Annotated in this window: 20 protein-coding genes and 2 tRNA genes; 15 read left to right on the forward strand and 7 right to left on the reverse strand. The window is 71.4% G+C overall.

Annotation, left to right across the window (positions count from 1 at the left end; translation table 11 throughout):
* Positions 1-90: 90 nt before the first annotated feature.
* The 15 genes from QFW77_RS14695 to QFW77_RS14765 all read left to right on the forward strand — a co-directional run bounded on the left by QFW77_RS14695 (position 91) and on the right by QFW77_RS14765 (position 15950).
* Positions 91-735: a cation efflux transmembrane domain-containing protein gene (locus QFW77_RS14695; RefSeq protein ID WP_280575526.1), complete on the forward strand. Its 645-nt coding sequence runs from the start codon at positions 91-93 to the stop codon at positions 733-735.
* 107 nt (positions 736-842) lie between these two features.
* On the forward strand, positions 843-1166 hold the full coding sequence (locus tag QFW77_RS14700; RefSeq protein WP_280575527.1) for an ArsR/SmtB family transcription factor: 324 nt from the start codon (positions 843-845) through the stop codon (positions 1164-1166).
* Positions 1167-1176: 10 nt separating this feature from the next.
* Positions 1177-2202 (forward strand): ArsJ-associated glyceraldehyde-3-phosphate dehydrogenase, encoded by a 1026-nt coding sequence (locus QFW77_RS14705; protein ID WP_280575528.1) that lies wholly within the window; start codon positions 1177-1179, stop codon positions 2200-2202.
* Entirely contained in the window at positions 2199-3407 is a 1209-nt protein-coding gene (gene arsJ, locus QFW77_RS14710; protein ID WP_280575529.1) for an organoarsenical effux MFS transporter ArsJ, read from the forward strand. The genes QFW77_RS14705 and arsJ overlap by 4 nt, the downstream gene beginning before the upstream one ends.
* 335 nt (positions 3408-3742) lie before the next feature.
* Positions 3743-6394, forward strand: coding sequence for a TonB-dependent receptor (locus QFW77_RS14715; RefSeq protein WP_280575530.1), 2652 nt, complete (start codon positions 3743-3745; stop codon positions 6392-6394).
* 191 nt (positions 6395-6585) lie between these two features.
* Positions 6586-7077 carry a CinA family protein gene (locus tag QFW77_RS14720; RefSeq protein WP_280575531.1) on the forward strand — a complete coding sequence of 164 codons (492 nt, stop codon included), beginning with the start codon at positions 6586-6588 and terminating at the stop codon, positions 7075-7077.
* A 43-nt stretch (positions 7078-7120) separates the two neighbouring features.
* On the forward strand, positions 7121-8806 hold the full coding sequence (gene ubiB, locus QFW77_RS14725; RefSeq protein ID WP_280575532.1) for a 2-polyprenylphenol 6-hydroxylase: 1686 nt from the start codon (positions 7121-7123) through the stop codon (positions 8804-8806).
* Positions 8807-8839: 33 nt separating this feature from the next.
* The gene (gene lexA, locus QFW77_RS14730) at positions 8840-9487 is read left to right on the forward strand and encodes a transcriptional repressor LexA (RefSeq protein ID WP_280575533.1); all 648 of its coding nucleotides are present in this window, start codon (positions 8840-8842) and stop codon (positions 9485-9487) included.
* Positions 9488-9682: 195 nt separating this feature from the next.
* The gene (recA, locus tag QFW77_RS14735; protein WP_280575534.1) at positions 9683-10729 is read left to right on the forward strand and encodes a recombinase RecA; all 1047 of its coding nucleotides are present in this window, start codon (positions 9683-9685) and stop codon (positions 10727-10729) included.
* A 48-nt stretch (positions 10730-10777) separates the two neighbouring features.
* Positions 10778-11269, forward strand: coding sequence for a regulatory protein RecX (locus QFW77_RS14740; protein WP_280575535.1), 492 nt, complete (start codon positions 10778-10780; stop codon positions 11267-11269).
* 157 nt (positions 11270-11426) lie between these two features.
* Entirely contained in the window at positions 11427-14057 is a 2631-nt protein-coding gene (alaS, locus tag QFW77_RS14745; protein WP_280575537.1) for an alanine--tRNA ligase, read from the forward strand.
* Positions 14058-14207: 150 nt separating this feature from the next.
* Positions 14208-14411, forward strand: a complete 204-nt coding sequence (csrA, locus tag QFW77_RS14750; protein ID WP_280575538.1) for a carbon storage regulator CsrA — start codon at positions 14208-14210, stop codon at positions 14409-14411.
* Between the two features lie 75 nt (positions 14412-14486).
* Positions 14487-14579 (forward strand) — tRNA-Ser (locus tag QFW77_RS14755).
* 349 nt (positions 14580-14928) lie between these two features.
* A tRNA-Arg gene (locus tag QFW77_RS14760) sits at positions 14929-15005 on the forward strand.
* A gap of 120 nt (positions 15006-15125) precedes the next feature.
* A complete protein-coding gene (locus QFW77_RS14765) occupies positions 15126-15950 on the forward strand; it encodes an EcsC family protein (RefSeq protein WP_280575539.1) in 825 nt (274 codons plus the stop codon).
* On the opposite strand, the gene QFW77_RS14770 is transcribed toward QFW77_RS14765, so the two are convergent.
* From QFW77_RS14770 to QFW77_RS14800, 7 genes are all read right to left on the reverse strand, one after another.
* Entirely contained in the window at positions 15911-16804 is an 894-nt protein-coding gene (locus QFW77_RS14770) for an alpha/beta hydrolase family protein (protein WP_425603344.1), read from the reverse strand. The two genes, QFW77_RS14765 and QFW77_RS14770, sit on opposite strands and share 40 nt — an antisense overlap.
* Entirely contained in the window at positions 16801-17607 is an 807-nt protein-coding gene (thiD, locus tag QFW77_RS14775; RefSeq protein WP_280575540.1) for a bifunctional hydroxymethylpyrimidine kinase/phosphomethylpyrimidine kinase, read from the reverse strand. Before thiD ends, QFW77_RS14770 begins: the two co-directional genes overlap by 4 nt.
* A 5-nt stretch (positions 17608-17612) precedes the next feature.
* Positions 17613-19319 carry a SulP family inorganic anion transporter gene (locus QFW77_RS14780; protein WP_280575541.1) on the reverse strand — a complete coding sequence of 569 codons (1707 nt, stop codon included), beginning with the start codon at positions 19317-19319 and terminating at the stop codon, positions 17613-17615.
* Between the two features lie 4 nt (positions 19320-19323).
* Positions 19324-19575 (reverse strand): helix-turn-helix domain-containing protein, encoded by a 252-nt coding sequence (locus QFW77_RS14785; RefSeq protein ID WP_280575542.1) that lies wholly within the window; start codon positions 19573-19575, stop codon positions 19324-19326.
* Positions 19576-19706: 131 nt separating this feature from the next.
* Positions 19707-20312: a GNAT family N-acetyltransferase gene (locus QFW77_RS14790; protein WP_280575543.1), complete on the reverse strand. Its 606-nt coding sequence runs from the start codon at positions 20310-20312 to the stop codon at positions 19707-19709.
* Positions 20313-20321: 9 nt separating this feature from the next.
* Positions 20322-21719 (reverse strand): PhoH family protein, encoded by a 1398-nt coding sequence (locus QFW77_RS14795; protein WP_280575606.1) that lies wholly within the window; start codon positions 21717-21719, stop codon positions 20322-20324.
* Positions 21720-21828: 109 nt separating this feature from the next.
* Positions 21829-22308, reverse strand: a complete 480-nt coding sequence (locus QFW77_RS14800; RefSeq protein ID WP_280575544.1) for a peroxiredoxin — start codon at positions 22306-22308, stop codon at positions 21829-21831.
* Positions 22309-22337 lie beyond the last annotated feature (29 nt).

The following is a 22337-nucleotide window of genomic DNA, read 5'->3' on the forward strand; positions in this document are numbered from 1 at the left end:
CGATGGTGCGCTGAACCGGTCGCGCACGCCCGAGGACCGCACCTAGGCGACCGGCGCCGGCCGTGTCGCCGGTGGCGGTATGCTGGGCGCATGGCCGACTCGTGCTGCGGCAAGTCGATCGAGGTCCGCGCCCTGCAGGCGAAGCAGCGGCGCGTGCTGGTCGTCGTGCTGGCGATCAACGCGGCGACGTTCCTGATGATGGCGGCGGCGGCGTTCGCGGCGGGGTCGTCGTCGCTGCTGTCCGGGGGACTGGACAACCTGGGCGATGCGCTGACCTACGCGCTGAGCCTGGCGGTGGTCGGCGCGAGCGCGCGGGCCAAGGCGCGGGTGGCGCTGTTCAAGGGCGTGTTGATCCTCGGCGCCGCGGTGGCGGTGGGCGTGCAGATCGCCTGGCGGCTGGCGCACCCCGCGGTGCCGCTGTTCGAGACCATGGGCGTGGCCGCGCTGCTCAACCTCGGCGCGAACGCCGTGTGCCTGTGGCTGCTGGCGCCCTACCGGCACGGCGACGTCAACATGTCCTCGGTGTGGGAGTGCTCGCGCAACGACGTCTGGGAAGGCGTGGCGGTGCTCGCCGCGGCGGCCGCGGTCTGGGCGTTCGGCAGCGGCTGGCCGGACCTGGTGGTCGCCACCGCGCTGCTGCTGCTGTTCTCGCGTTCGGCGCTGCGCGTGCTCGGCAGCGCGCGGCGGGAGCTTGCGGCCGCGCGGAGCGCCGCGCCGGGTCAGCCCGGCGGCTGAAGCGCCGCGCGTCGCGCCTGCCGTCGCTGGCGCAGGAAGGTGCGGGCGGCCGGCAAGCCGCCCGGGCCAGTCGAGATTAATTTCATAATTCCAGTATGATCGAATCGATGCAGACCCCGATTGCCCTCGAGGCCCTGTCCGCGCTGGCGCAGAAATCGCGCCTGGCGCTGTTTCGCCATCTCGTGCGGCTCGGTCCGGACGGCGCGACCCCTGGCGAGCTGGCCGGGGCGCTCGACATCGCCGCCACCACGCTGTCGTTCCACCTCAAGACCCTGGCCCAGGCCGGCCTGGTCGAGGCCGAGCAGCGGGGCCGCAGCATCACCTACCGCGCCGATTTCGCGGCGATGCAGGGGCTGGTCGACTATCTCACCGAGAACTGCTGCGGCGGCGATCCCGCGCGCTGCGCCCCGAAAGCCAGGAAGACCGCATGAGCATCAGGGCATGAGCGTGAAAATCGGCATCAACGGGTTCGGCCGGATGGGCCGGCTCTGCCTGCGCGCGGCGCTGGAACGCGCCGAGCTGGCGGCGCTGGAGTTCGTGCGCATCAACGACCCGGCCGCCGACGCGGCCGCCCTGGCGCATCTGCTCGCGTTCGACTCGATCCACGGGCCATGGCGGCGCGAGATCGGCCACGACGGCAACGCGCTGGTCGTCGACGGCCGGCGGATCCAGGTCACGCGCAATCGCGAGATCGCCGAGACCGGATGGTCGGACTGCGATGTGGTGATCGAGGCCTCGGGCCGCTTCCGAAAACAGGAGGTCCTGCAGCCCTACCTCGACCAGGGCGTGCCGCGCGTGGTGGTCACCGCGCCGGTCAAGCAGGCCGGCGTGCTGGACGCGGTGGTCGGGGTCAACGACCACCTGTTCGACCCGGGAGTGCACCGCATCGTCACCGCCGCCTCCTGCACCACCAACTGCCTGGCGCCGGTGGTCAAGGCGATCCACGAGGGGCTCGGGATCCGCCACGGCAGCATCACCACCATCCATTCGCTCACCAATACCCAGACCATCGTCGACGCCGCGCACAAGGACCCGCGCCGCGCCCGCGCCTGCGGCAGCAGCCTGATCCCCACCTCCACCGGCTCGGCCACCGCGATCGCCGAGATCTTTCCCGAGCTGCGCGGCCGGCTCGACGGGATCGCGGTGCGGGTGCCGCTGACCAATGCTTCGCTCACCGACTGCGTGTTCGAGGTCGAGCGCGGCACCACCGTGGACGAGGTCAACGGGCTGCTGCGCGCGGCCGCGCTGCAGGGCCCGCTGCGGGGAATCCTGGGCTACGAGGAGCGGCCGCTGGTGTCGATCGACTACCGCACCGATCCGCGCTCGGCGATCGTCGATGCGCTTTCGACCCGGGTCACCAATCGAACCCAGGTGAAGATCTACGCCTGGTACGACAACGAGTGGGGCTACGTGAACCGCACGGTGGAGCTGGCGCTGAAGGTGGGACGGGCCGGATCGCCGGCATGACCGGCCTTCGCCAGTACGCACTGGTGACCGGCAACTACTGGGCCTTCACCCTGACCGACGGCGCGCTGCGCATGCTGGTGGTGCTGCATTTCCACCAGCTCGGCTACGCGCCGCTGCAGATCGCGCTGCTGTTCCTGTTCTACGAGATCTTCGGCGTGCTCACCAACCTGGTGGGCGGGTGGCTGGGCGCGCGGATCGGCCTGAACCGGACCATGAACATCGGCCTGGGGCTGCAGATCGTCGCGCTGGCGGTGCTGGCGGCGCCGACCGCCTGGCTGACGGTGCCGCTGGTGATGACGGCGCAGGCGCTGTCCGGCGTCGCCAAGGACCTCAACAAGATGAGCGCCAAGAGCAGCGTCAAGCTGCTGGTGGCCGACGGCGCGCAGGGCACCCTGTATCGCTGGGTGGCGGCGCTCACCGGTTCCAAGAACGCGCTCAAGGGCGTCGGCTTCTTCCTGGGCGGTGCGCTGCTGGGCGGGCTCGGATTCCGCGCCGCGGTGCTGGCGATGGCGGTCGCGCTGGCGCTGGTCTGGCTGGCCAGCCTGGCGCTGCTTCGCGCCGACCTGGGGCGGGCGAGGGCGGCGCCGAGATTCCGCCAGATGCTCTCCCAGAGCCGCGCGATCAACGTGCTATCGGCGGCGCGGCTGTTCCTGTTCGGCGCCCGCGACGTGTGGTTCGTGGTGGCGCTGCCGGTGTTCCTGGCCGGCGCGCTGGGCTGGGACCACTGGCGGGTCGGGGCGTTCCTCGCCGCGTGGGTGATCGGCTACGGCATCGTCCAGGCCGCGGCGCCGCGTTTCACCGGACGCGACCGCCGGCAGCCGCCCGGGCGCGGCGCGGCGGCCGGCTGGGCGGCGGCGCTGTCGGGGGTGCCGGCGGCCATCGCGCTCGCCATGCAGGCGTGGCCGCCGCAGCCGGTGCTGATCGGCGGCCTGGCGCTGTTCGGGGTGCTGTTCGCGGTGAACTCGGCGCTGCACAGCTACCTGATCGTCAGCTACGCGCGCGAGGACGGGGTGTCGCTCGATGTCGGCTTCTATTACATGGCCAACGCGATGGGCCGGCTGCTCGGCACGGTGCTCTCGGGCTGGGTGTACCAGGCGGCGGGGCTGGCCGCATGCCTGTGGATCTCGGCGGTGTTCGTGACCGCGGCCGCGCTGATCGCGCTGGCGCTGCCGCCGCATGCGCGCGAGCGACCCGCCGCCGCCTGAGGCATCGCCCGGGCGCACCGGGGGAGCCCGCGCCGCCGCCAGGCGGCGACCCGGGGTGGCAGGCTCGCGGCCGCGACCGGGCCGCGGTGGAGGCCCAAACGGTCGGGTCGCCGGGCGGCGCGCCGCGGCCCAACGCACACGACGCATTCGCGACTCCCGGCGTACTTGCCGGCGTCCGGAATTATGTTAGCTTTCCGTAATGCGTGTGATGGCGGCACGCTGGACCCGTCCCCCACGCCGGTCCAGCCCGCCCGCGGATTCGTCCGCGGTCGCGCATGCCGCCGCCCGCGGCGATTCGCAACACCCGCACTTCCATCAGGCCAGGGGGACGCCACATGCTTTCGCAGCAGCCGAAACACAGGATTCTTGCCACCGCCGTGCTGGCGGCCCTGGTCTCGATGACCCAGGCCGGGCCGGCGCACGCCCAGGACGCAGAGCCCGCCGGCGAGGCCGACGAGCCGACCACCCTGGCGCGGCTGGTGGTGACCGCGCAAAAGCGCGAGGAAGTGCTGCAGGACGTGCCGATCTCGGTCACGGTGATGGACGAACAGCTGATCCGCGACACCGGCGTCCGCGACATCAAGGACATGCAGGTGCTGGTGCCCGGCCTGACCGTGACCAGCACCCAGAACGAGGCGATCACCACCGCGCGCATCCGCGGCATCGGCACCGTGGGCGACAACGTCGGCCTGGAGTCTTCGGTCGGCGTGGTGATCGACGGCGTGTACCGGCCGCGCAACAGCGTCGGCTTCGGCGACCTCGGCGAGCTCGAGCGCATCGAGGTGCTCAAGGGCCCGCAGGGGACGGTGTTCGGCAAGAACACCTCGGCAGGCGTCATCAACATCATGACCCGCCGCCCGAGCTACACCCAGAGCGCCGAGGGCGAGGTGACGGTCGGCAACTACGGCGCGGTCGGCGTGTCCGGGGCGTACAACGACGCCTTCGGCGACAACGCCGCCTTCAGCATCTACGCCGCCAAGCGCAAGCGCGACGGCTGGATGGACGTGCGCACCGGCGCCGGCCCGCGCGTGGAGGACGAGGACTACGACCAGAACTACCACACCCTGCGCGGCAAGCTGCTGTTCGAGCCCACCGACAGCGTCGACATCCAGTTCGCGGCCGACTTCACCAGCCGCGAGGAGAACTGCTGCACCGCGGTGCAGCTGGTGACCGGCGGCACCGCGCCGATCATCCAGGCGCTCGGCGGCGGCGACGCCATCGCCATGCCCGCCGACCCGTTCGCGCGCGTCGCCTACAGCAACCGCAGCACCGAGCAGGACATCAAGGACAAGGGCGTGTCGGCGCAGGTCGACTGGGAACTCGGCGCGCTGGGCGGCGCCACCCTCACTTCGATCAGCGCCTACCGCGAGTGGCAGGCGATCAACGGCCTGGATTTCGACTTCACCACCGCCGACATCATCTACCGCAACGCCGACCAGGACGAATCCTTCTCGGGCTTCGAGACCTTCAGCCAGGAACTCCGCCTGACCGGCGCCACCGACAGCATCGACTGGATGGTCGGATTCTTCTACTCCGACGAGGACCTGGCCCGCAACGATTCGTACCGCGTCGGCGCGCACTACGAACCCTACCTGTCGACGCTGGTCTACCAGAACGTGGCGCAGAGCCTCGCCGCGGCCGGCGTCCCGCTCGACAACCCGCTGGGCCTGCCCGCCGCGGCGTTCCTGTCGCAGGTCAGCGGGGTGCCGTACGGCAGCAACTTCGGCGGGCTGGGCGCCCTCGACCGGCACGACCAGAGCGCCAAGAGCATGGCGCTGTTCACCAACAACACCTGGCACGCCACCGACGCGCTCGATCTCACCCTCGGCCTGCGCTACACCCGCGAGGAGAAGGAGCTGCACTCGGTCTACAGCAATCCCAACGGCAGCCTCGGCTGCGGCTCGGCGCTGATCGACCAGAACCCGGCCAATCCGGCGCGCTTCGCCCAGCTGCGTTCGGCGCTCGCCTCGCGCAGCACCGCGTTCGCCTCGCTGCCGGCGCCGGTGCAGGACGCGATCATGGCCCAGACCGGGCCGGGGATCGCCGGCTTCATGTGCCTGCCCTGGGCCAATGCCCTGCACGACGGCCGCGACACCTTCCAGGAGCGCACCGAGAACGAATGGTCGGGCACCGTCAAGGCCGCCTACCGCTGGAACGACAGCGTCATGACCTACGCCTCGGCCGCGCGCGGCTACAAGGGCGGTGGCTTCAACCTCGACCGGGTGCAGTCCTCCGACGGCCTGTCCAGCGGCGGTCCGGGCATCACCCCGGTCGACGACACCTCGTTCCCGGGCGAGTTCGTCAACAGCTTCGAACTCGGCGCCAAGACCAGCTGGGCCGGCGGCAACCTGCTGCTCAACGCCACCGCGTTCCACCAGACCTACGACGACTTCCAGCTCAACAGCTTCCTCGGTACCAGCTTCGTGGTCCGCTCGATCCCGGAAGTGGTCTCCAAGGGCGTGGATACCGAGATCCTGTGGCAGCCGGCGGCGGCGCCGGGGCTGATGCTGCAGGGCGGGCTGATGTACACCGACACCACGTTCGGCGACGACATCCCGGGGGCCGACTTCCAGGCCCCGGGCGGGGCGCTCTACAAGCTGCCGGGCGCGCGCATGCCGTTCGCGCCGGAATGGTCCGGTTCGCTCTCGGCCACCTACGAGTGGGACCTCGGCGACCGGCTGCTGGCGCGCTTCAACGCCGGCGCCAAGTACATGTCGGACTTCAACACCGGCTCCGACCTGGACGCCGAGAAGCACCAGGACGCCTTCACCGTGGTCAATGCGCGGCTCGGCCTCGGCGCCCGCGATCGCCGCTGGATGGTGGAGCTGTGGGGCCAGAACATCTTCGACGAGGACTATGTGCAGGTCGGCTTCGACGGCCCCCTGCAGGCGGTGGGCAGCCCCCAGCCCGGCGATCCGATGAACACCTACAACGCGTTCCTCGGAGCGCCTGCCACTTACGGGGTCACTTTCCGGGTGCGCTACTGACCGTCGCCCTGGCCTGAGCGCCCGCGGCCTCGGCGGCCGCGGGCCGCTGCCTTGGCGCACGGGCCGCGCTGCGTAGGAGCGTGCCTTGCAAGCGAAGGCCGGCCGCTCCTGCGCGGGACATGCCAACGCGGCGGGTTTCCCCCGGTGGCTCGATGGGCTACAACGGGCTTCCCCCTTCGAACCACAGCCGCATGACCGTTCCCTCCGATGAAGAACTGCACGAGCTGGCCGGCCGGGTCGGCGAACGCCTGCGCGAAGCCCGGCACCGCCTGGTCACCGCCGAGAGCTGTACCGGCGGCTGGATCGCCAAGACCGTGACCGACCTGCCCGGCAGCTCGGACTGGTTCGACTGCGGCATGGTGGCCTACAGCTACGAGGCCAAGCAGGCGATGCTCGGGGTCAATCCCCATACCCTGGAGCAGGAGGGCGCGGTCAGCCGCGAGACCGCGGTGGAGATGGTGTCCGGAGCGCTGGTGCACTCCGGCGCCAGCGTGGCGGTGGCGGTGACCGGCATCGCCGGTCCCGGCGGCGGGACCGAGGACAAGCCGGTCGGCACCGTGTGGATCGCCTGGAAGGGCAGGGGCGGCTACCCGCGCGCCGAGCTGTTCCAGTTCGCCGGCAACCGCGAGGCGGTGCGCCGCCAGACCGTGGCTGCGGCGCTGGCGGGGCTGGACGCCCTGTGAGCCCCCGGGGCGGCGTCGCCCGGGTCCGGTGGGGGATGCGCTGATGTGGGAAACCCTGGGCACGGTGCGCGACCTGGGGCGGCTGCAGGAAATCGCCTCGGTGCTGATCCGCTACGGCTTCGGCGACGTGGTCAAGCGCATCGGCATGGCCGGGGCGCTCGAGCGCGCCGGGCGCCTGCTGCACTGGCACCACGCCGAGCAGATGCTGCGGATGGAGTCGCCGGTGCGGCTGCGGCGTGCGCTGCAGGAGCTCGGCCCCACCTTCGTCAAGCTCGGCCAGGTGCTGGCGACCCGGGTCGATCTGCTGCCGCCGGACTGGACCGCGGAACTGGGCGGGCTGCAGAACGCGGTGCCGGCGCTGCCCTGGGACGCGATCCGGCCGCAGCTGGTCGAGGACCTGGGCCGCGACCCGGAAGAGCTGTTCGTTCGCCTGGAGCGCGCGCCGCTGGCCGCCGCCTCGCTGGCGCAGGCGCACCGGGCCTGGCTGGCGGACGGCACCGCGGTGGTGCTGAAGGTGCGGCGGCCGGGGATCCGCGAGGTGATCGAGGCCGACCTGCGGCTGCTGGCGCGGCTGGCCGAGATCGTCGAGGTGCAGGCCCCGGACCTGAAGCGCTACCGCCCGCGCGAGATCGTGCAGCAGTTCGCCATCTCGTTGCGCCGCGAGCTCGACTTCGCCGCCGAGTGCCGCAACGCCGAGCGCATCGCCGCCAACTTCGCCGGCTTCGACGGCATCCTGATCCCGCGCGTGCACTGGCAGTGGACCTGCGAGCGCCTCAACGTGCAGGACCATGTCGACGGCATCGCCGGCAGCGACCTGGCCGCGGTCGACGCCGCCGGCCTGGACCGCCGCGCGCTGGCGCGCACCGGCGCGGCCATCGTCCTGAAGATGGTGCTCGAGGACGGCTGGTTCCACGCCGATCCCCACCCGGGCAACGTGTTCTACCTTGCCGACGGCCGCATCGCGGTGATCGATTTCGGCATGGTCGGGCGCATCTCCGCGCAACGCCGGGTGCAGGTCGCGCAACTGCTGCACGGCCTGGTGGCGCAGGATGCCGAGGCGGTGACCGACATCCTGCTGGAATGGACCGACGGCGGGATCGACGTCGACGAGACGCGGCTGCAGGCCGATACCGAGCAGTTCACCGATCAATACCGCGGGGTGCCGCTCAAGGACCTGCGGATGGGGGCGATGCTGGTGGAGGTCACCGCGATCCTGCGCCGCCACCGCCTGAGCCTGCCGCCGGACCTGGCGCTGATGATCAAGGCCTTCCTGACCCTGGAGGGGCTGGGGCGCCAGCTGGACCCCGACTTCGACATGGCCGGCGAGGCCAGGCCCTACGTCGAGCAGGCCATGCTGCGGCGCTACTCGCCGCGAACCCTGGCGCGGCGGGGCCGGCGCAGCATGCTCGGGCTGGTCGACCTGCTCGGCGACCTGCCGCGCGACCTGCGCCGGCTGCTGCAGGCCGCGCGCCGCGGCCGCATGCGGGCGCAGATCGAAGTGCCGACCCTGGACGCGTTCGGCGAGCGCATCGACCGCGCCGCCAACCGGATGACCATGGGCATCGTCACCGCGGCGCTGATCATCGGCTCGTCGATCGTCATGAACAGCGTCGGCGGCGGCGTGCCGAACCGGTGGCTGATGGCGCTGGGCGTGCTCGGCTTCCTCGGCGCCGCATTCGCCGGGGTGTGGATCCTGGTCTCGATCTGGCGCAGCGGCCGGCGCCGTTGACCGCGGCGCCGGTTAGTAGTATTACTACTAACCATGAAGCTCACCGCCACCCAGCAGGCCGTCCTCGCCCTGATCGCCGAGCGCATCGAGGCCGAGGGCATGCCGCCCTCGCAGGCCGAGATCGCGCGCGCCCTCGGCTTCGCCGGGGTGCGCGCCGCGCAGTACCACCTCGAGGCCCTGGAAGCGGCGGGCGCGATCGAGCGGGTCCCCGGCCGGGCCCGCGGGATCCGCGTACTGGTCGCGCCCGAGGCGCCGCAGCAGCAGCTGCCGCTGGCCGATACGGGCGCCGGGGAGACCGCGCTGCGGCTGCCGGTGCTCGGCCGGGTCGCCGCCGGCGCGCCGATCGGCGCCGACGCCGGCACGGACGATTACGTGGTCCTGGACCGCGTGCTGTTCTCGCCGGCGCCCGACTACCTGCTCAAGGTCAAGGGCGACTCGATGCGCGACGAGGGCATCTTCGACGGCGACCTGATCGGCGTGCACCGCACCCCGGAGGCGCGCTCCGGGCAGATCGTCGTGGCCCGGATCGGCGAGGAAATCACCGTCAAGCTGCTTCGGCTCGGCAAGGACCGCATCCGCCTGCTGCCGCGCAACCCCGACTACGCGCCGATCGAGGTGCTGCCGGACCAGGACTTCGCGATCGAGGGCCTGTACTGCGGGCTGGTGCGGCCGAACCGGTGAGCGCCGCCGTGCCGCCTCTGCCGCGCCCACGCCGCGCCCGGCGATTTTCCGACAGCGGCGCGCGGCGTTCACGGCTTGGCCCGGCCGCCGCGATGGCCACAATGGACCCACATCCCGCGCCCGTCGCAGCCCGTGCGATGCGCCGCCGCTAGATTGCCCGCCAACCAGAACAGCCAACCCGCGAGGACCACCACGATGGACGAGAACAAGAAGCGCGCGCTTTCCGCCGCCCTGACCCAGATCGAGAAGCAGTTCGGCAAGGGTTCGGTGATGCGCATGGGCGACGGCACCGCGCAGGCGGTGGAGTCGATTCCCACCGGCTCGCTGCAGCTCGACATCGCCCTGGGCATCGGTGGCCTGCCCAAGGGGCGCGTGGTCGAGATCTACGGCCCCGAGTCCTCCGGCAAGACCACCCTCACCCTGCAGACCATCGCCCAGTGCCAGAAGCTCGGCGGGACCGCCGCCTTCATCGACGCCGAGCACGCGCTCGATCCGGGCTATGCCACCAAGCTGGGGGTCAACATCGACGACCTGCTGGTCTCGCAGCCGGACACCGGCGAGCAGGCGCTGGAGATCGCCGACATGCTGGTGCGTTCCAACGCGGTCGACATGGTGGTCATCGACTCGGTCGCGGCGCTGACCCCCAAGGCCGAGATCGAGGGCGAAATGGGCGACCAGCTCCCCGGCCTGCAGGCCCGGCTGATGAGCCAGGCACTGCGCAAGCTGACCGGCAACATCAAGCGCAGCAACTGCATGGTGTTCTTCATCAACCAGCTGCGCCACAAGATCGGCGTGATGATGCCGGGCCAGAGCCCCGAGACCACCACCGGCGGCAACGCGCTCAAGTTCTACGCGTCGGTGCGCCTGGACATCCGCCGCATCGGCGCGATCAAGAAGGGCGACGAGATCATCGGCAACCAGACCCGCATCAAGGTGGTCAAGAACAAGATGGCGCCGCCGTTCAAGCAGGTGATCACCGAGATCCTCTACGGCGAGGGCATCAGCCGCGAGGGCGAGCTGATCGACATGGGCGTGGAGGCCAAGCTGGTCGAAAAGGCCGGCGCCTGGTACAGCTACGGCAAGGAGCGGATCGGCCAGGGCAAGGAGAACGCGCGCCAGTACCTGAAGGAGAACCCGGAGGTCGCCGCTACCTTGGAGGCCGCGCTGCGCGCCCAGTTCGTGCCTGCCGACATCAAGCCCGACGCCAGGGAGGCCAAGGAAGCCGAGGAAGAGGAGGCCTGACCGACGCCCGGCACCGCCTGGCGGTGCCGGGCCGACAGCACCGGAACGATGCCCGATTCACTCCGCCGCGGCCGCAGACGGCCAGAGCCCACCCCGGCGCAGCGCGCCCTGGCGCTGCTGGTGCGACGCGAGCATTCGCGCCGCGAACTGGAGCGCAAGCTCGCCGCCCGCGGGGTGGGGCCGGAGGACGCGGCCCGCGCCGTCGAGCGGATGGCCGCCGAGGGCTGGCAGGACGACACGCGGTTCGCCGCCAGCCTGGCGCGCTCCCGCGCGAGTGCCGGGTACGGTCCGTTGCGGATCCGGATCGAGCTGGAATCGCACGGCCTGGACGCCGGGGTGGTCGAGGCCGCGTTCGCGGCCCTGGCGGAGGACGGAGAAGACGATTGGGACGCGTCCGCGCGCGAGCTGGTAGCGCGTCGTTTCGGCGAGTTCGGGCCGGAGGATGCCGGGCGCCGGCGCAAGGCCGCCGAGTTCCTGATCCGGCGCGGCTTCGGCATCGGCAGCGCGCGGCGCGCGACCGGGTTCGACCCGGAGGACTGAACGCCGATTCAGCGGAAAGGCAGGGGATCGCCCCCGGCGCAGCCAGCGGGGCGGCCGGCCTGCTACCCTTGCCGGATCGGGTTGTCAGCTCCACGTCGTGGCCGCATCAGGCGGTCGGGCGCCGGACCGGCGCCCTTCACGCATTCCCACGCCGACGATGAAGACCACTTCCGAGATCCGCCGCGAGTTCCTCGACTTCTTCCGCGGCAAGTCCCACACCATCGTGCCTTCGGCATCGCTGGTCCCCGGCAACGACCCGACCCTGCTGTTCACCAACTCCGGCATGGTGCAGTTCAAGGACGTGTTCCTCGGCGCCGAGAAACGCAGCTACGTGCGGGCGGTGGACGTGCAGCGCTGCCTGCGCGCCGGCGGCAAGCACAACGACCTCGATTCGGTCGGCTACACCGCACGCCACCACACTTTCTTCGAGATGCTCGGCAACTGGTCGTTCGGCGACTACTTCAAGCGGGAGGCGATCGCCTGGTCCTGGGAGTTGCTGACGGAGGTGTGGAAGCTGCCGGCCGAGCGGCTGCTGGTGACCGTCTACCAGACCGACGACGAGGCGTACGCCATCTGGCGCGACGACATCGGCCTGCCGCCGGAGCGCATCATCAGGATCGGCGACAACAAGGGCGCCCCGTTCGCCTCGGACAACTTCTGGCAGATGGCCGACACCGGCCCCTGCGGCCCGTGCACCGAGATCTTCTACGACCACGGCCCGCACATCGCCGGCGGCCCGCCCGGATCCCCCGACGAGGACGGCGATCGCTTCATCGAGATCTGGAACCTGGTGTTCATGCAGTTCGACCGCCAGCCCGATGGCGCGCTGCTGCCGCTGCCGGCGCCGTGCGTCGACACCGGCATGGGCTTGGAGCGCCTGGCCGCGGTGCTGCAGGGCGTGCACAGCAACTACGAGATCGACCTGTTCCAGGCGCTGATCCGTCGAGCCGCCGAGCTCACCGGCACCGCCGACCTGGGCAACAAGTCGCTGCGGGTGATTGCCGACCACATCCGCGCCTGCAGTTTCCTCATCGTCGACGGCGTGCTGCCTTCCAACGAGGGCCGCGGCTACGTGCTGCGGCGGATCATCCGCCGCGCGCTGCGCCATGGCTGGATGCTCGGCATGCGCGAGCCGTTCTTCCACCGCATGGTCGGGGACGTGGACGCGCTGATGGGCGAGGCCTATCCGGAGCTGCGTTCCGCGCGCGAACTGGTCGAGCGCGCGCTCGGGGCCGAGGAGGAGCGCTTCGCCGAGACCCTGGACTCCGGCATGCGGATCTTCGACGAGATCGCCGGCCGCTGCGGCGGCCGCATCCCCGGCGAGGACGCCTTCCGGCTCTACGACACTTATGGGTTCCCGCTCGACCTCACCGCTGACATCGCCCGCGAGCGCGGCCTCGAGGTGGACGTCGATGGATTCGACGCGGCCATGGCGCGCCAGCGCGAGACCGCCCGCGCAGCCGGCAGGTTCGCCGCCAGCGCGGGGCTGCCCGCCGAACTGGTGGCCCGGCTGCAGCCTACCGAGTTCCTCGGCTACGACCAGCTTCGCGCCGGAGGCCTCGAGATCGTGGCCCTGCTGCGCGACGGCCGCCCGGTGGAGGCGGTCGGCGTGGGCGAACAGGCGGTGGTGTTCCTGGACCGCACCCCGTTCTATGCCGAATCGGGCGGCCAGGTGGGCGACACCGGCCAACTCGACGAACACGGCGTGCGCTTCCGGGTCGGCGACACCCAGAAGTTCGCCGGCCAGTTCCATGGGCACCTCGGCCAGCTCGAGGCGGGCGAGCTGCGCGTCGGCGACCGCCTGCTCGGGTCGGTCGACGACGCCCGGCGCGGGCGCACCGTGCTCAACCACAGCGCCACCCACCTCCTGCACGGCGCGCTGCGCGGACTGCTCGGGACCCATGTCGCCCAGAAGGGCTCGCTGGTGGCGCCCGACCGGCTGCGCTTCGACTTCTCCCATTTCGAGCCGGTCGGGGCCGAGGGGATCGCCGAGATCGAACGCCTGGTGAACGCCGAGGTGCGCGCCGATCACCCGGTCGAGATCCGCGAAATGGACATGCAGCAGGCACTGGACGCCGGCGCCATCGCCCTGTTCGGCGAGAAGTACGGTGAACGCGTGCGGGTGGTGGCGATGGGGGAATCGGTCGAACTCTGCGGCGGCACCCATGTGCGCCGCACCGGCGAGATCGGGCTGTTCCGCGTGGTGTCCGAGGGCGGCGTTTCCGCCGGCGTGCGCCGGGTCGAGGCGCTGACCGGCCAGGCCGCGCTCGACCACGTCGGCGCCGAGCAGCGGCAGCTGCAGCAGGCCGCCGGACTGCTCGGCGGCACCACCGCCGAGGTCGCCGACAAGCTGCGCGGCCTGCTGGAGCGTCAGAAGCGGCTGGAGCGCGAGCTCGAGGCGCTCAAGGCCAAGGCCGCCAGCGGCGCCACCGCCGACCTCGCCGGGTCGGCGATCGAGGTCCAGGGCGTCCGGGTGCTGGCGGCGCGGCTGGAAGGGTTCGATGCCAAGGCCCTGCGTGAGGCGATCGACCGCCTCAAGCAGCAGCTCGGCGACGCGGTGATCGTGCTGGCCGGCGCCAGCGAGGGTCGCGCCGCGCTCGTCGCCGGGGTCAGCGGCGCCGCGGCGGGTCGGGTCCGCGCCGGGGAACTCATGGCCCACATCGCCGGTCAGATCGGTGGCAAGGGTGGCGGCAGGCCGGATCTCGCTCAAGGCGGGGGTGACGACGGCCCCGCCCTGGCACAGGCATTGCAGGGCGTGCAGGCCTGGGTCTCCACGCGGCTTTCATGACTGCAGCGTGACTTTTCACCTACTCGCGCGCGACCGGCGGCCGCTATCATGGCCGTTTGTCGTTACTGATTCCCAAGAGCGAGGCGGAGGCCCAAAACGGGGCTTCCGCCCGCCGCTGGCGGACGATCCGCCGGTCCATGGAGAGTTCTCATGTTGATTTTGACTCGACGCGTCGGCGAGACCCTGATGATCGGCGACTCCGTCACGGTGACCGTGCTGGGCGTCAAGGGGAACCAGGTGCGTATCGGCATCACCGCGCCGAAGGACGTCGCCGTCCACCGCGAGGAGATCTACCAGCGGATCCACAGCGGTGCGGGCAACGAGTCTCCCGAGGGTGGCGCTGCCGGCGACTGAGGGTTTGCCGCGTCCGCGGCGAGCCGGTATCCTGCGCGGGCACTCGCGCCAGCGCGCCGTCACGGCGCTGTCAACGGAGAGTTGCCCGAGTGGCTGAAGGGGCTCCCCTGCTAAGGGAGTATGGGGCTTAAAACTCCATCGAGGGTTCGAATCCCTCACTCTCCGCCATCCCTCACAGGGATGGCTCCGAGTTCGCGATTTCCGGCCCGGCGCAGTGCGCCGGGCGCTCGAGCGAACGCGAGCCGGTGGCTCGCAAGCGGTCCGCTTTCGCCCCTCACTCTCCGCCATCCCTCGCAGGGATGGCTCGTTGGAGCGGCCCATGGCCGCGGGAGACTCAGGCGGAGTCGGCGGTGATGCCCGGCGCGACCTGCCGCGCCGGTCTTCGCGTGCATGGCACGCTCCTACAGGCGGCCGGGCGGGGCGATCGCGGCAACGGTTCGCCGCTCGCGCCAAGGCTGCCGCGGACCGGCGACGGATTGACGAACCGCGGGAGCGCCCGTCATAATTTCCCTTCTGCGCGCCCGTAGCTCAGCTGGATAGAGCACCAGGCTACGAACTTGGGGGTCGGAGGTTCGAATCCTTCCGGGCGCGCCATTCACCAGCGAGGGCCGATGGGAAACCATCGGCCCTCGCTCTTTTCCGGCCGCGCCCTTTGCATCCGCGCAGGCGATGCGGCGGTGGATCGCCGCCGTCGCGCGGGAGTATCGTGGCGCCATGCACGCACTCGTCCCGCTGCTCTCCGAATCCGACCTCCAGGACCTGCGCCGGGCGCGCCGCATGCTGGAGAGCCCGGGCCTGGCCGCGCAGCTGGCCAATGCCGTCGGGGCGCCGATGGAGTACGTGTTCGCCAGGCGGCTGCCGGCACCGGTGACCCGCCTCATCAACAGCACCACCCGCAGGGCGCTGGAGCAATCGCTGCGGTTCGCCACCGCCACCCTCGACGCGGACGCGCGCAGCCAGCCGGCACGCAGCGGCGCCCACGCCGCGGCGGTCGCGACCACCGGCGCGCTGGGCGGCGCGTTCGGGCTGTTCGGGCTGGTCCTGGAACTGCCGGTCACCACCACGGTGATCCTGCGCTCGATCGCCGACATCGCCCGCAGCGAGGGCGAGGACCTGGCCGACCCGGGGGCCACCCTGGCCTGCTTCGAGGTGCTCACCATGGGCGGGCGCAGCGCGCGCGACGAGGGCGCCGAGTCCGGCTATTTCGCCGCCCGCGCGGTCCTGGCGCAACAGGTGGCGACCGCCGCCGAGTACATCGCCGCGCACGGGTTGATCAGCAACGGCGCGCCGGCGATCGTGCAGCTGCTCGCGGCGATCGCCTCGCGCTTTTCGATCAACGTCACCAAGAAGGTCGCGGTGCAGAGCGTGCCGGTGATCGGCGCGGTCAGCGGCGCGGCGCTCAATACGCTGTTCATGCGCCATTTCCAGCACATGGCGCGCGGCCACTTCACCGTGCGCCGGCTCGAACGCCGGGTCGGCGCGGCGGCGGTGCGCGAGGCCTACGCGGCGCTGGAGCGCGAGGACGTCGCGACGGCCTGAGTGGAGCCGGCGCTTTCGCCGCCGAGCAGCGCGGCCGCCACCGCCGCCGGCTGCCGCATCCAGGCGAAGTGGTCGGCAGGGACACCCAGGTCCTGCGCACCGAGCGTCGTCAGCGTGTCGCCGGGGGCTTCGAGCTTGGACAGCAGGAAACGCAGCGAGGAGGCCGGCGCCAGCCAGTCGTCGCGCAGCAGCACGGCGTCGACCGGGGCGCTCACCCGGCCGAGCGCGGCCTCCAGGTCGGCCTCCAGGCCGGCGGCGGCATAGCGCCCGGCCAGGCCGGTGCGGGCCCAGTCCCGAATCAGGCTGCGCGCCTCGTTGCCGCCGAAGCCGATGGCGCGGCCGGGCAGGGCGCCGCGGCGGAACGCCAGCCAGGGCAGGAACCGGTACGCCAGCGGCAGCAACAGCCGCCGCGGCGCCGGAAACGCGCGCCAGTACGGCGCCCCGCTCGCGACCAGCCAGATCCGCTGCGCCGCGCCCGGCGCCAGCGCCATCCGGCAACAGGCCAGCTGGCCGCCGAGGCTGTGCCCGCCGATCACCCGCATGGTTCCGGGCAGGTCGGCCGCGAGCGCGGCCTCGCTGGCGGGCAGGTCCAGGACGAGCGGCTCGCGGTAGCCCCAGTCGCACTCGCGCGAGGCGCGCAGGTCGCTGGTGCCGTGGCCGCGCCACTCGTGCACGTAGACCGCCACGCCCTCCAGGGCCAGCGCATCGGCGAACGGCAGATAGTGCTTCGCGGCCACGCCCAGCGCGGGCAGCCACAGCAGCGCCGCGTGCGGCTGTGCGGGGACCCGCCCCGCCAGCGACCAGCGGTGGCCATCCGGCCCTTGCACCGCCAGCTCGCGGCCGGTCACCGTCACGCGGCCGCGCCGATGTGGTCGAGCACCAGCACCCCGCCGCGCCCGGGGGCGTAGCCGCCGGCGAGCGCGCGATGCACGTAGCCGGTCGCGGCCACGCAGGCCTCGCGCCGGGAGCGGCCCAGGCACAGTTGCGCCGCCACCGCCGAGGCCAGGGTGCAGCCGGTGCCGTGCGCCGAGCGCGGCAGGCGCGGGTGCGTCATCTCGTGCATGCCATCGGCATCGGCATAGAGGTCGAGCACCGTGTCGGCCTCCTCCTCCAGGTGGCCGCCCTTGAGCAGCACCGCGCCGGCGCCGCACGCGAGCAGGGCGCCGCAGGCGGCGCGCATCGCCGCGCGGTCGCGGATGCGGCGGCCGAGCAGCAGTTCCGCCTCGGGCAGGTTGGGGGTGAGCAGCGACGCCCTCGGCAGCAGCCGGCGGCGCAGGGCATCCAGCGCCGCGTCCTCGAGCAGTCGCGCGCCCGAGGTCGCGACCATGACCGGATCTAGCACCACCGGGACCGGCGCATGCGCTTCGAGCGCGTCGGCCACCGCGGCCACCGTCTCCACGTTGGCCAGCATCCCCAGCTTGATCGCGCCGATGGCGAAATCGTCGAAGCAGGCGTCGATCTGGGCGCGAAGGAACCCCGCCGGCGGAACGTGCACCGCGACGACGCCGCGGGTGTGCTGCGCGGTGAGCGCCGCGATCGCCGACAGCCCGTGCACCCGATGCGCGGCGAAGGTCTTCAAGTCGGCCTGGATGCCGGCGCCGCCGCCCGAGTCCGAGCCGGCGATGGCGAGTGCGCAGACGGTGCCGGGTTCCTGCATGCCGGCTATTGTGCAACGGATCCCGGTGCCGGCGCCCGCTCGGAGGCGATGGTCTCGGCCAGCTGCAGCGCGCGCTCGAAATCCGAGGCGAAGCGCACCTGGCCCTCCCGGCCCAGCGCCATGTCGGCCAGGATCCGGTTCGGTTGCGCCTGCAGCCCCGAGACGATCAGCACGATGCCGCGGCGCCGGCAGCGATCGGCCAGCGCCTTGAGCGCGTGTGCGCCGCTGGCGTCGATGATCGGCACCAGCCGCATCCGCAGGATGAACGCGCGTGGCGTCTCGACGAACTGGTCCAGCAGGTTGTCCAGGCGGTTGGCCGCGCCGAAGAACAGCGGCCCGGAAATCCGGTACACCTCGACCCCGGCCGGCAGCCGCCGCCGTTGCGCTCCCTCCGCATCGCCGCCGTCGCCGTCGTCGTCCGGATGCATGCCGCCGCTGATCTCGACCGATTCCGACATCCGGTACATGAACACGAACGCAGCCATCACGATCCCCGCCTGGATCGCCACGGTGAGGTCGACGAACACGGTCAGGAAGAAGGTCAGCAGCAGCACCAGGCGGTCGCCCCAGGGTGCCGACAGGGTGTGGCGGAACTGCTGGTGCTCGCTCATGTTCCAGGCCACCGCCAGCAACACCGCCGCCAGCGCCGCCAGCGGCACGTGCCGCATCAGCGGCGCGAACAGCAGCAGGAAGACCAGCAGGAACGCCGCGTGCAGCATCCCGGAGACCGGCGAGCGCGCGCCGGCGCGCACGTTGGTGGCGGTGCGCGCGATGGCGCCGGTGGCCGGCAGCCCACCGAACAGCGCCGAGCCGACATTGGCCACGCCCTGCGCGACCAGCTCGCCGTTGGAGCGGTGGCGGCCGCCGGTCATCCCGTCGGCGACCACCGCCGACAGCAGCGACTCCACCCCGGCCAGGAAGGCGATGGTGAACGAGGCGGGCAGCAGCTCCAGGGTGCGCCCGAACGGAATCTGCGGAATCGAGAACACCGGTAGCGCAGACGGCAGGTCGCCGAAACGCGTGCCGATGGTTTCGGCCGGGAGCGCGAACGCCACCGCGATCGCGGTGCATGCGCTCAAGGCGATCAGGAACCCAGGCCACTTCGGCCTCCAGCGCCGCAGCGCGACGATGATGAGCAGTCCGCAGACCAGCAGCGCCACGGCCGTCGGCTGGGTGGTCCCCAGGTGCCGACCGTAGGCGATCCAGCGCGCCACGAACTCCGCGGGGACCTGCTCCATGCGCAGCCCGAGCGCATCCTTGACCTGGCTGGAAAAGATGCTGACCGCGATGCCGGCGGTGAAGCCGGTGATCACCGGCTGCGGCATGTACTTCATCAGCGTGCCCAGCCGCAGCAGGCCTGCGGCGATCAGCATCAGCCCGGCCAGCAGCGTGCACAGGATCAGCCCGCCGTAGCCGAATTCGGCGATCACCGCGAACACCACCGGAATGAAGGCCGCGGTGGGCCCGCCGATCTGCACCCGCGAACCGCCCAGCGCCGAGATCAGGAAGCCGGCGACGATCGCGGTGGTCAGCCCCTTGTCCGGGGTGGTGCCGCTGGCGATCGCCAGCGCCATCGCCAGCGGCAGCGCCACCACCGCCACGGTCAGCCCGGCGACGGCATCGGCGCGCAGGTCGCCGAACGAATAGCCCTGCCGCAGCACCGTCAGCAGTTTGGGCTCGAACTGCTGCCGCAGGGAGCGTGCGCGGTCCATGCCGCTATGCCGGGTCCTTCAGGCGCACCCCGCGGCCGCGCCCCTGGCTGGGCTGTTCGTTGCCGATCAGCTCGATCCCGGCCGCGTCCAGCGCCTCGACGATGCGGGTGAGCGTGCCGACCACGCCGCGCACGTCGCCCCGGCTCGATTCCATGCGCTGGATCGTCGGCAGCGAGACCCCGGCCATCGCCGCCAGCGTGCGCTGGTCGATGCCGAGCAGGGCGCGTGCGGCGCGCAGTTGTGCGGCGGAGATCATCGGCTGCGGCCCTGAAGAGAACAGGGCGATTGTCGCGCCATGAAGCTTGATGATGCAAGTGTATGACCAGCAAAGTGATGTCTAAGACATCATCATCAGCGGTCATGCTGGCTGGGGCATCGCCGCCGCGGTCAGCCGAAGTCGATCCGCATCACGCAGCGGCGCTTGGTGGGCCGGGTGATCTCGCGGTAGCCGGCCGCCGCGAACGCGCCGTGCGCGCCGACGTGCAGCTCGCCCCACGGGATGTCGGTGCCGGAAGTGAGCATCGGGTACCCCTCGAGGGCGCCGGCACCCTGGCTGCGGGCGAAGTCGACCGCGGCCGCGGCCAGCGCGCCGCCGATGCCGCGACGGCGGTATCCGGCGCGGACCACGAAGCACACCACCGCCCACACGCCGGCATCGTCGCGGTCCTCCGTGCGCCCGGCCCACGGCACCGGCGAGTTGCGCAGCGGCGCGAATCGGCTGCGCGGGCCGAGCCTGCACCAGTCGACCGGCTCACGGTCGAGGTACGCGAGCAGGCCGGGCGCCGGTTCCGGCGCGAAGACCTCGCCGTGCAGGAAGGCCTCGCGGACTTCGCGCGGCATGTGCCAGTAGTCGCGCAGCGGCAGGATCGCGCGCTGGCACTGGCATTTCGCGGCCTGGCCGCGTGCGCCCAGCACCGTCTGCAGGTCCTTCCAGCGCGCCCCGGTGGCGGGCGCCACCGTCACCGGGCCGGCGTCGGTGCGGTACCGCGCCACGGCAGGCCCCTACAGCACTTCCGAAGCGTAATCGGCCAGGCGCGAACGCTCGCCGCGGCGCAGGGTGACGTGGGCGCTGTGGTGCCAGGCCTTGAAGCGGTCCACCGCGTAGGTCAGTCCGGACGTGGTCTCGGTGAGGTAGGGCGTGTCGATCTGCTCGACGTTGCCCAGGCACACGATCTTGGTCCCCGGGCCGGCGCGGGTGATCAGCGTCTTCATCTGCTTCGGGGTCAGGTTCTGCGCCTCGTCCAGGATCAGCCAGCGGCTCAGGAACGTGCGTCCGCGCATGAAGTTGAGCGAGCGGATCTTGATCCGCGAGGCGAGCAGGTCGTTGGTCGCCGCGCGGCCCCAGCTGCCGCCTTCCTGGTTGTGGGTCAGCACCTCGAGGTTGTCGGTCAGCGCGCCCATCCACGGGGTCATCTTCTCCTCCTCGGTGCCGGGCAGGAAGCCGATGTCCTCGCCCACGCTCACCGTGGCGCGGGTCATGATGATCTCGCGGTAGCGCTGCTGGTCCATGGTCTGGGCCAGGCCCGCGGCAAGCGCCAGCAGGGTCTTGCCGGTGCCGGCGGTGCCGAGCAGGGTGACGAAGTCGATCTCCGGATCCATCAGCGCGTTGAGCGCGAAGTTCTGCTCGCGGTTGCGCGCCAGGATGCCCCACACCGCGTGCTGGCTGCTGCGGAAGTCGTCGACGATCTGCAGGGTGGCGCGGTCGCCCTCCACCCTGGAGACGCGAAATTCCGCTTCCTCGTCGCCGGGCAGGTAGAGGAACTGGTTGGGGTGCCAATCGTCGGCTTCGCCGGGCCGCACTTCATAGTAGGTACGGCCCTTGTCGGTCCACGAGCGCAGGTCCTTGCCGTAGCGCTGCCAGAAGTCCTCCGGCAGCGCGGTGGCGCCGGTGTAGAGCAGGCTGAAGTCGTCGAGCGCGCGGTCGTTCTCGTAGTCCTCCGAGGCGATGCCGGCGATCGCCGCCTTGATCCGCAGGTTGATGTCCTTGGAGACGAACACCACCGGCAGGTCGGCATCGGCGTGCTGCAACACCTGGATCGCGTGGATGATGTCGTTGTCGGGCACCCGCCCGTCGGCCTGCAGGCGGCCGTCGAGCGCGCCGGTCTGGAAGCGCAGCCGGCCGATGCTTTCGGCGCCGCGCAGCTGCAGGCCGTTCGGGCGGCTGAGCGTGAGGCCCGGCGCGATCCGCTCGGTTCCCTGCGCTTCGATCAGCTCGTTGATGAAGCGGCTGACCTGGCGCGCGTTGCGGCTCGCCTCGGAGGTGCCCTTCTTGCCGTTGTCGAGCTCCTCGATCACCTGCATCGGCAGGTAGACGTCGTGTTCCTCGAACTTGAACAGCGCGGTCGGGTCGTGCATCAGCACGTTGGTATCGAGCACGTAGATGCGCTTGCCTTTGGTCATCATCGGCTTGTCGTTCGCCTGAAGGGGTGGGGATGGTCGGAAAACGCACAGCGGCAGTTCGCCGCGGCCCGCGGGGCGGGGCGGCGAACGCGACGGGGACGGCGGGGGGTCACTGCGCCTGGGCTTCCTTCAGTGCTTCCAGCACGGCTTCGGCATGGCCCGGCACCCTGACCTTGCGCCATGCGCGCGCGATCCGGCCGCGCGGGTCGATCAGGAAGGTGCTGCGCTCGATGCCGATCACCTTGCGCCCGTACATGTTCTTCTCCCGGATCACGTCGAAAGCGCGGCACAGCGCCTCGTCCGGGTCGCTGACCAGCGGGAACGCGAAGCCCTGCTTCGCGCAGAAGTTGTCGTGCGACTTCACCGAATCGCGCGAAACGCCGAGCACCGCCGCGTCGCGGCGCCTGAACTTGGGCAGCAGGGCGTTGAAGTCGAGGCCCTCGGTGGTGCAGCCCGGGGTGGAGTCCTTCGGGTAGAAGTACAGCACCAGCCAGCGCTCGGCGTAGTCCGCCAGGGTCGCCTCCGCGCCGCCGGACAGCTGCAGCGGCAGCTTGCGGAGGGTCCGGTCGAGGGTGTCGCCTTCGTTCATGCCAGGCCAGTTCCTTGGGAATCGCGCGC

The sequence above is a fragment of the Luteimonas endophytica genome, assembly GCF_029887875.1.
GTDB classification, from domain to species: domain Bacteria; phylum Pseudomonadota; class Gammaproteobacteria; order Xanthomonadales; family Xanthomonadaceae; genus Luteimonas; species Luteimonas endophytica.

Excerpts from the sequence above, each read along its gene's own strand:
- QFW77_RS14765 (WP_280575539.1), top strand. The coding sequence starts at position 15,126 with ATGCACGCACTCGTCCCGCTGCTCTCCGAATCCGACCTCCAGGACCTG.
- csrA (WP_280575538.1), top strand. The coding sequence starts at position 14,208 with ATGTTGATTTTGACTCGACGCGTCGGCGAGACCCTGATGATCGGCGAC.
- QFW77_RS14785 (WP_280575542.1), bottom strand. The coding sequence starts at position 19,575 with ATGATCTCCGCCGCACAACTGCGCGCCGCACGCGCCCTGCTCGGCATC.
- thiD (WP_280575540.1), bottom strand. The coding sequence starts at position 17,607 with ATGCAGGAACCCGGCACCGTCTGCGCACTCGCCATCGCCGGCTCGGAC.
- QFW77_RS14705 (WP_280575528.1), top strand. The coding sequence starts at position 1,177 with ATGAGCGTGAAAATCGGCATCAACGGGTTCGGCCGGATGGGCCGGCTC.
- QFW77_RS14715 (WP_280575530.1), top strand. The coding sequence starts at position 3,743 with ATGCTTTCGCAGCAGCCGAAACACAGGATTCTTGCCACCGCCGTGCTG.
- QFW77_RS14695 (WP_280575526.1), top strand. The coding sequence starts at position 91 with ATGGCCGACTCGTGCTGCGGCAAGTCGATCGAGGTCCGCGCCCTGCAG.
- QFW77_RS14720 (WP_280575531.1), top strand. The coding sequence starts at position 6,586 with ATGACCGTTCCCTCCGATGAAGAACTGCACGAGCTGGCCGGCCGGGTC.
- QFW77_RS14795 (WP_280575606.1), bottom strand. The coding sequence starts at position 21,719 with ATGACCAAAGGCAAGCGCATCTACGTGCTCGATACCAACGTGCTGATG.
- ubiB (WP_280575532.1), top strand. The coding sequence starts at position 7,121 with ATGTGGGAAACCCTGGGCACGGTGCGCGACCTGGGGCGGCTGCAGGAA.
- QFW77_RS14780 (WP_280575541.1), bottom strand. The coding sequence starts at position 19,319 with ATGGACCGCGCACGCTCCCTGCGGCAGCAGTTCGAGCCCAAACTGCTG.
- QFW77_RS14740 (WP_280575535.1), top strand. The coding sequence starts at position 10,778 with ATGCCCGATTCACTCCGCCGCGGCCGCAGACGGCCAGAGCCCACCCCG.
- QFW77_RS14700 (WP_280575527.1), top strand. The coding sequence starts at position 843 with ATGCAGACCCCGATTGCCCTCGAGGCCCTGTCCGCGCTGGCGCAGAAA.
- QFW77_RS14800 (WP_280575544.1), bottom strand. The coding sequence starts at position 22,308 with ATGAACGAAGGCGACACCCTCGACCGGACCCTCCGCAAGCTGCCGCTG.
- arsJ (WP_280575529.1), top strand. The coding sequence starts at position 2,199 with ATGACCGGCCTTCGCCAGTACGCACTGGTGACCGGCAACTACTGGGCC.
- alaS (WP_280575537.1), top strand. The coding sequence starts at position 11,427 with ATGAAGACCACTTCCGAGATCCGCCGCGAGTTCCTCGACTTCTTCCGC.
- lexA (WP_280575533.1), top strand. The coding sequence starts at position 8,840 with ATGAAGCTCACCGCCACCCAGCAGGCCGTCCTCGCCCTGATCGCCGAG.
- recA (WP_280575534.1), top strand. The coding sequence starts at position 9,683 with ATGGACGAGAACAAGAAGCGCGCGCTTTCCGCCGCCCTGACCCAGATC.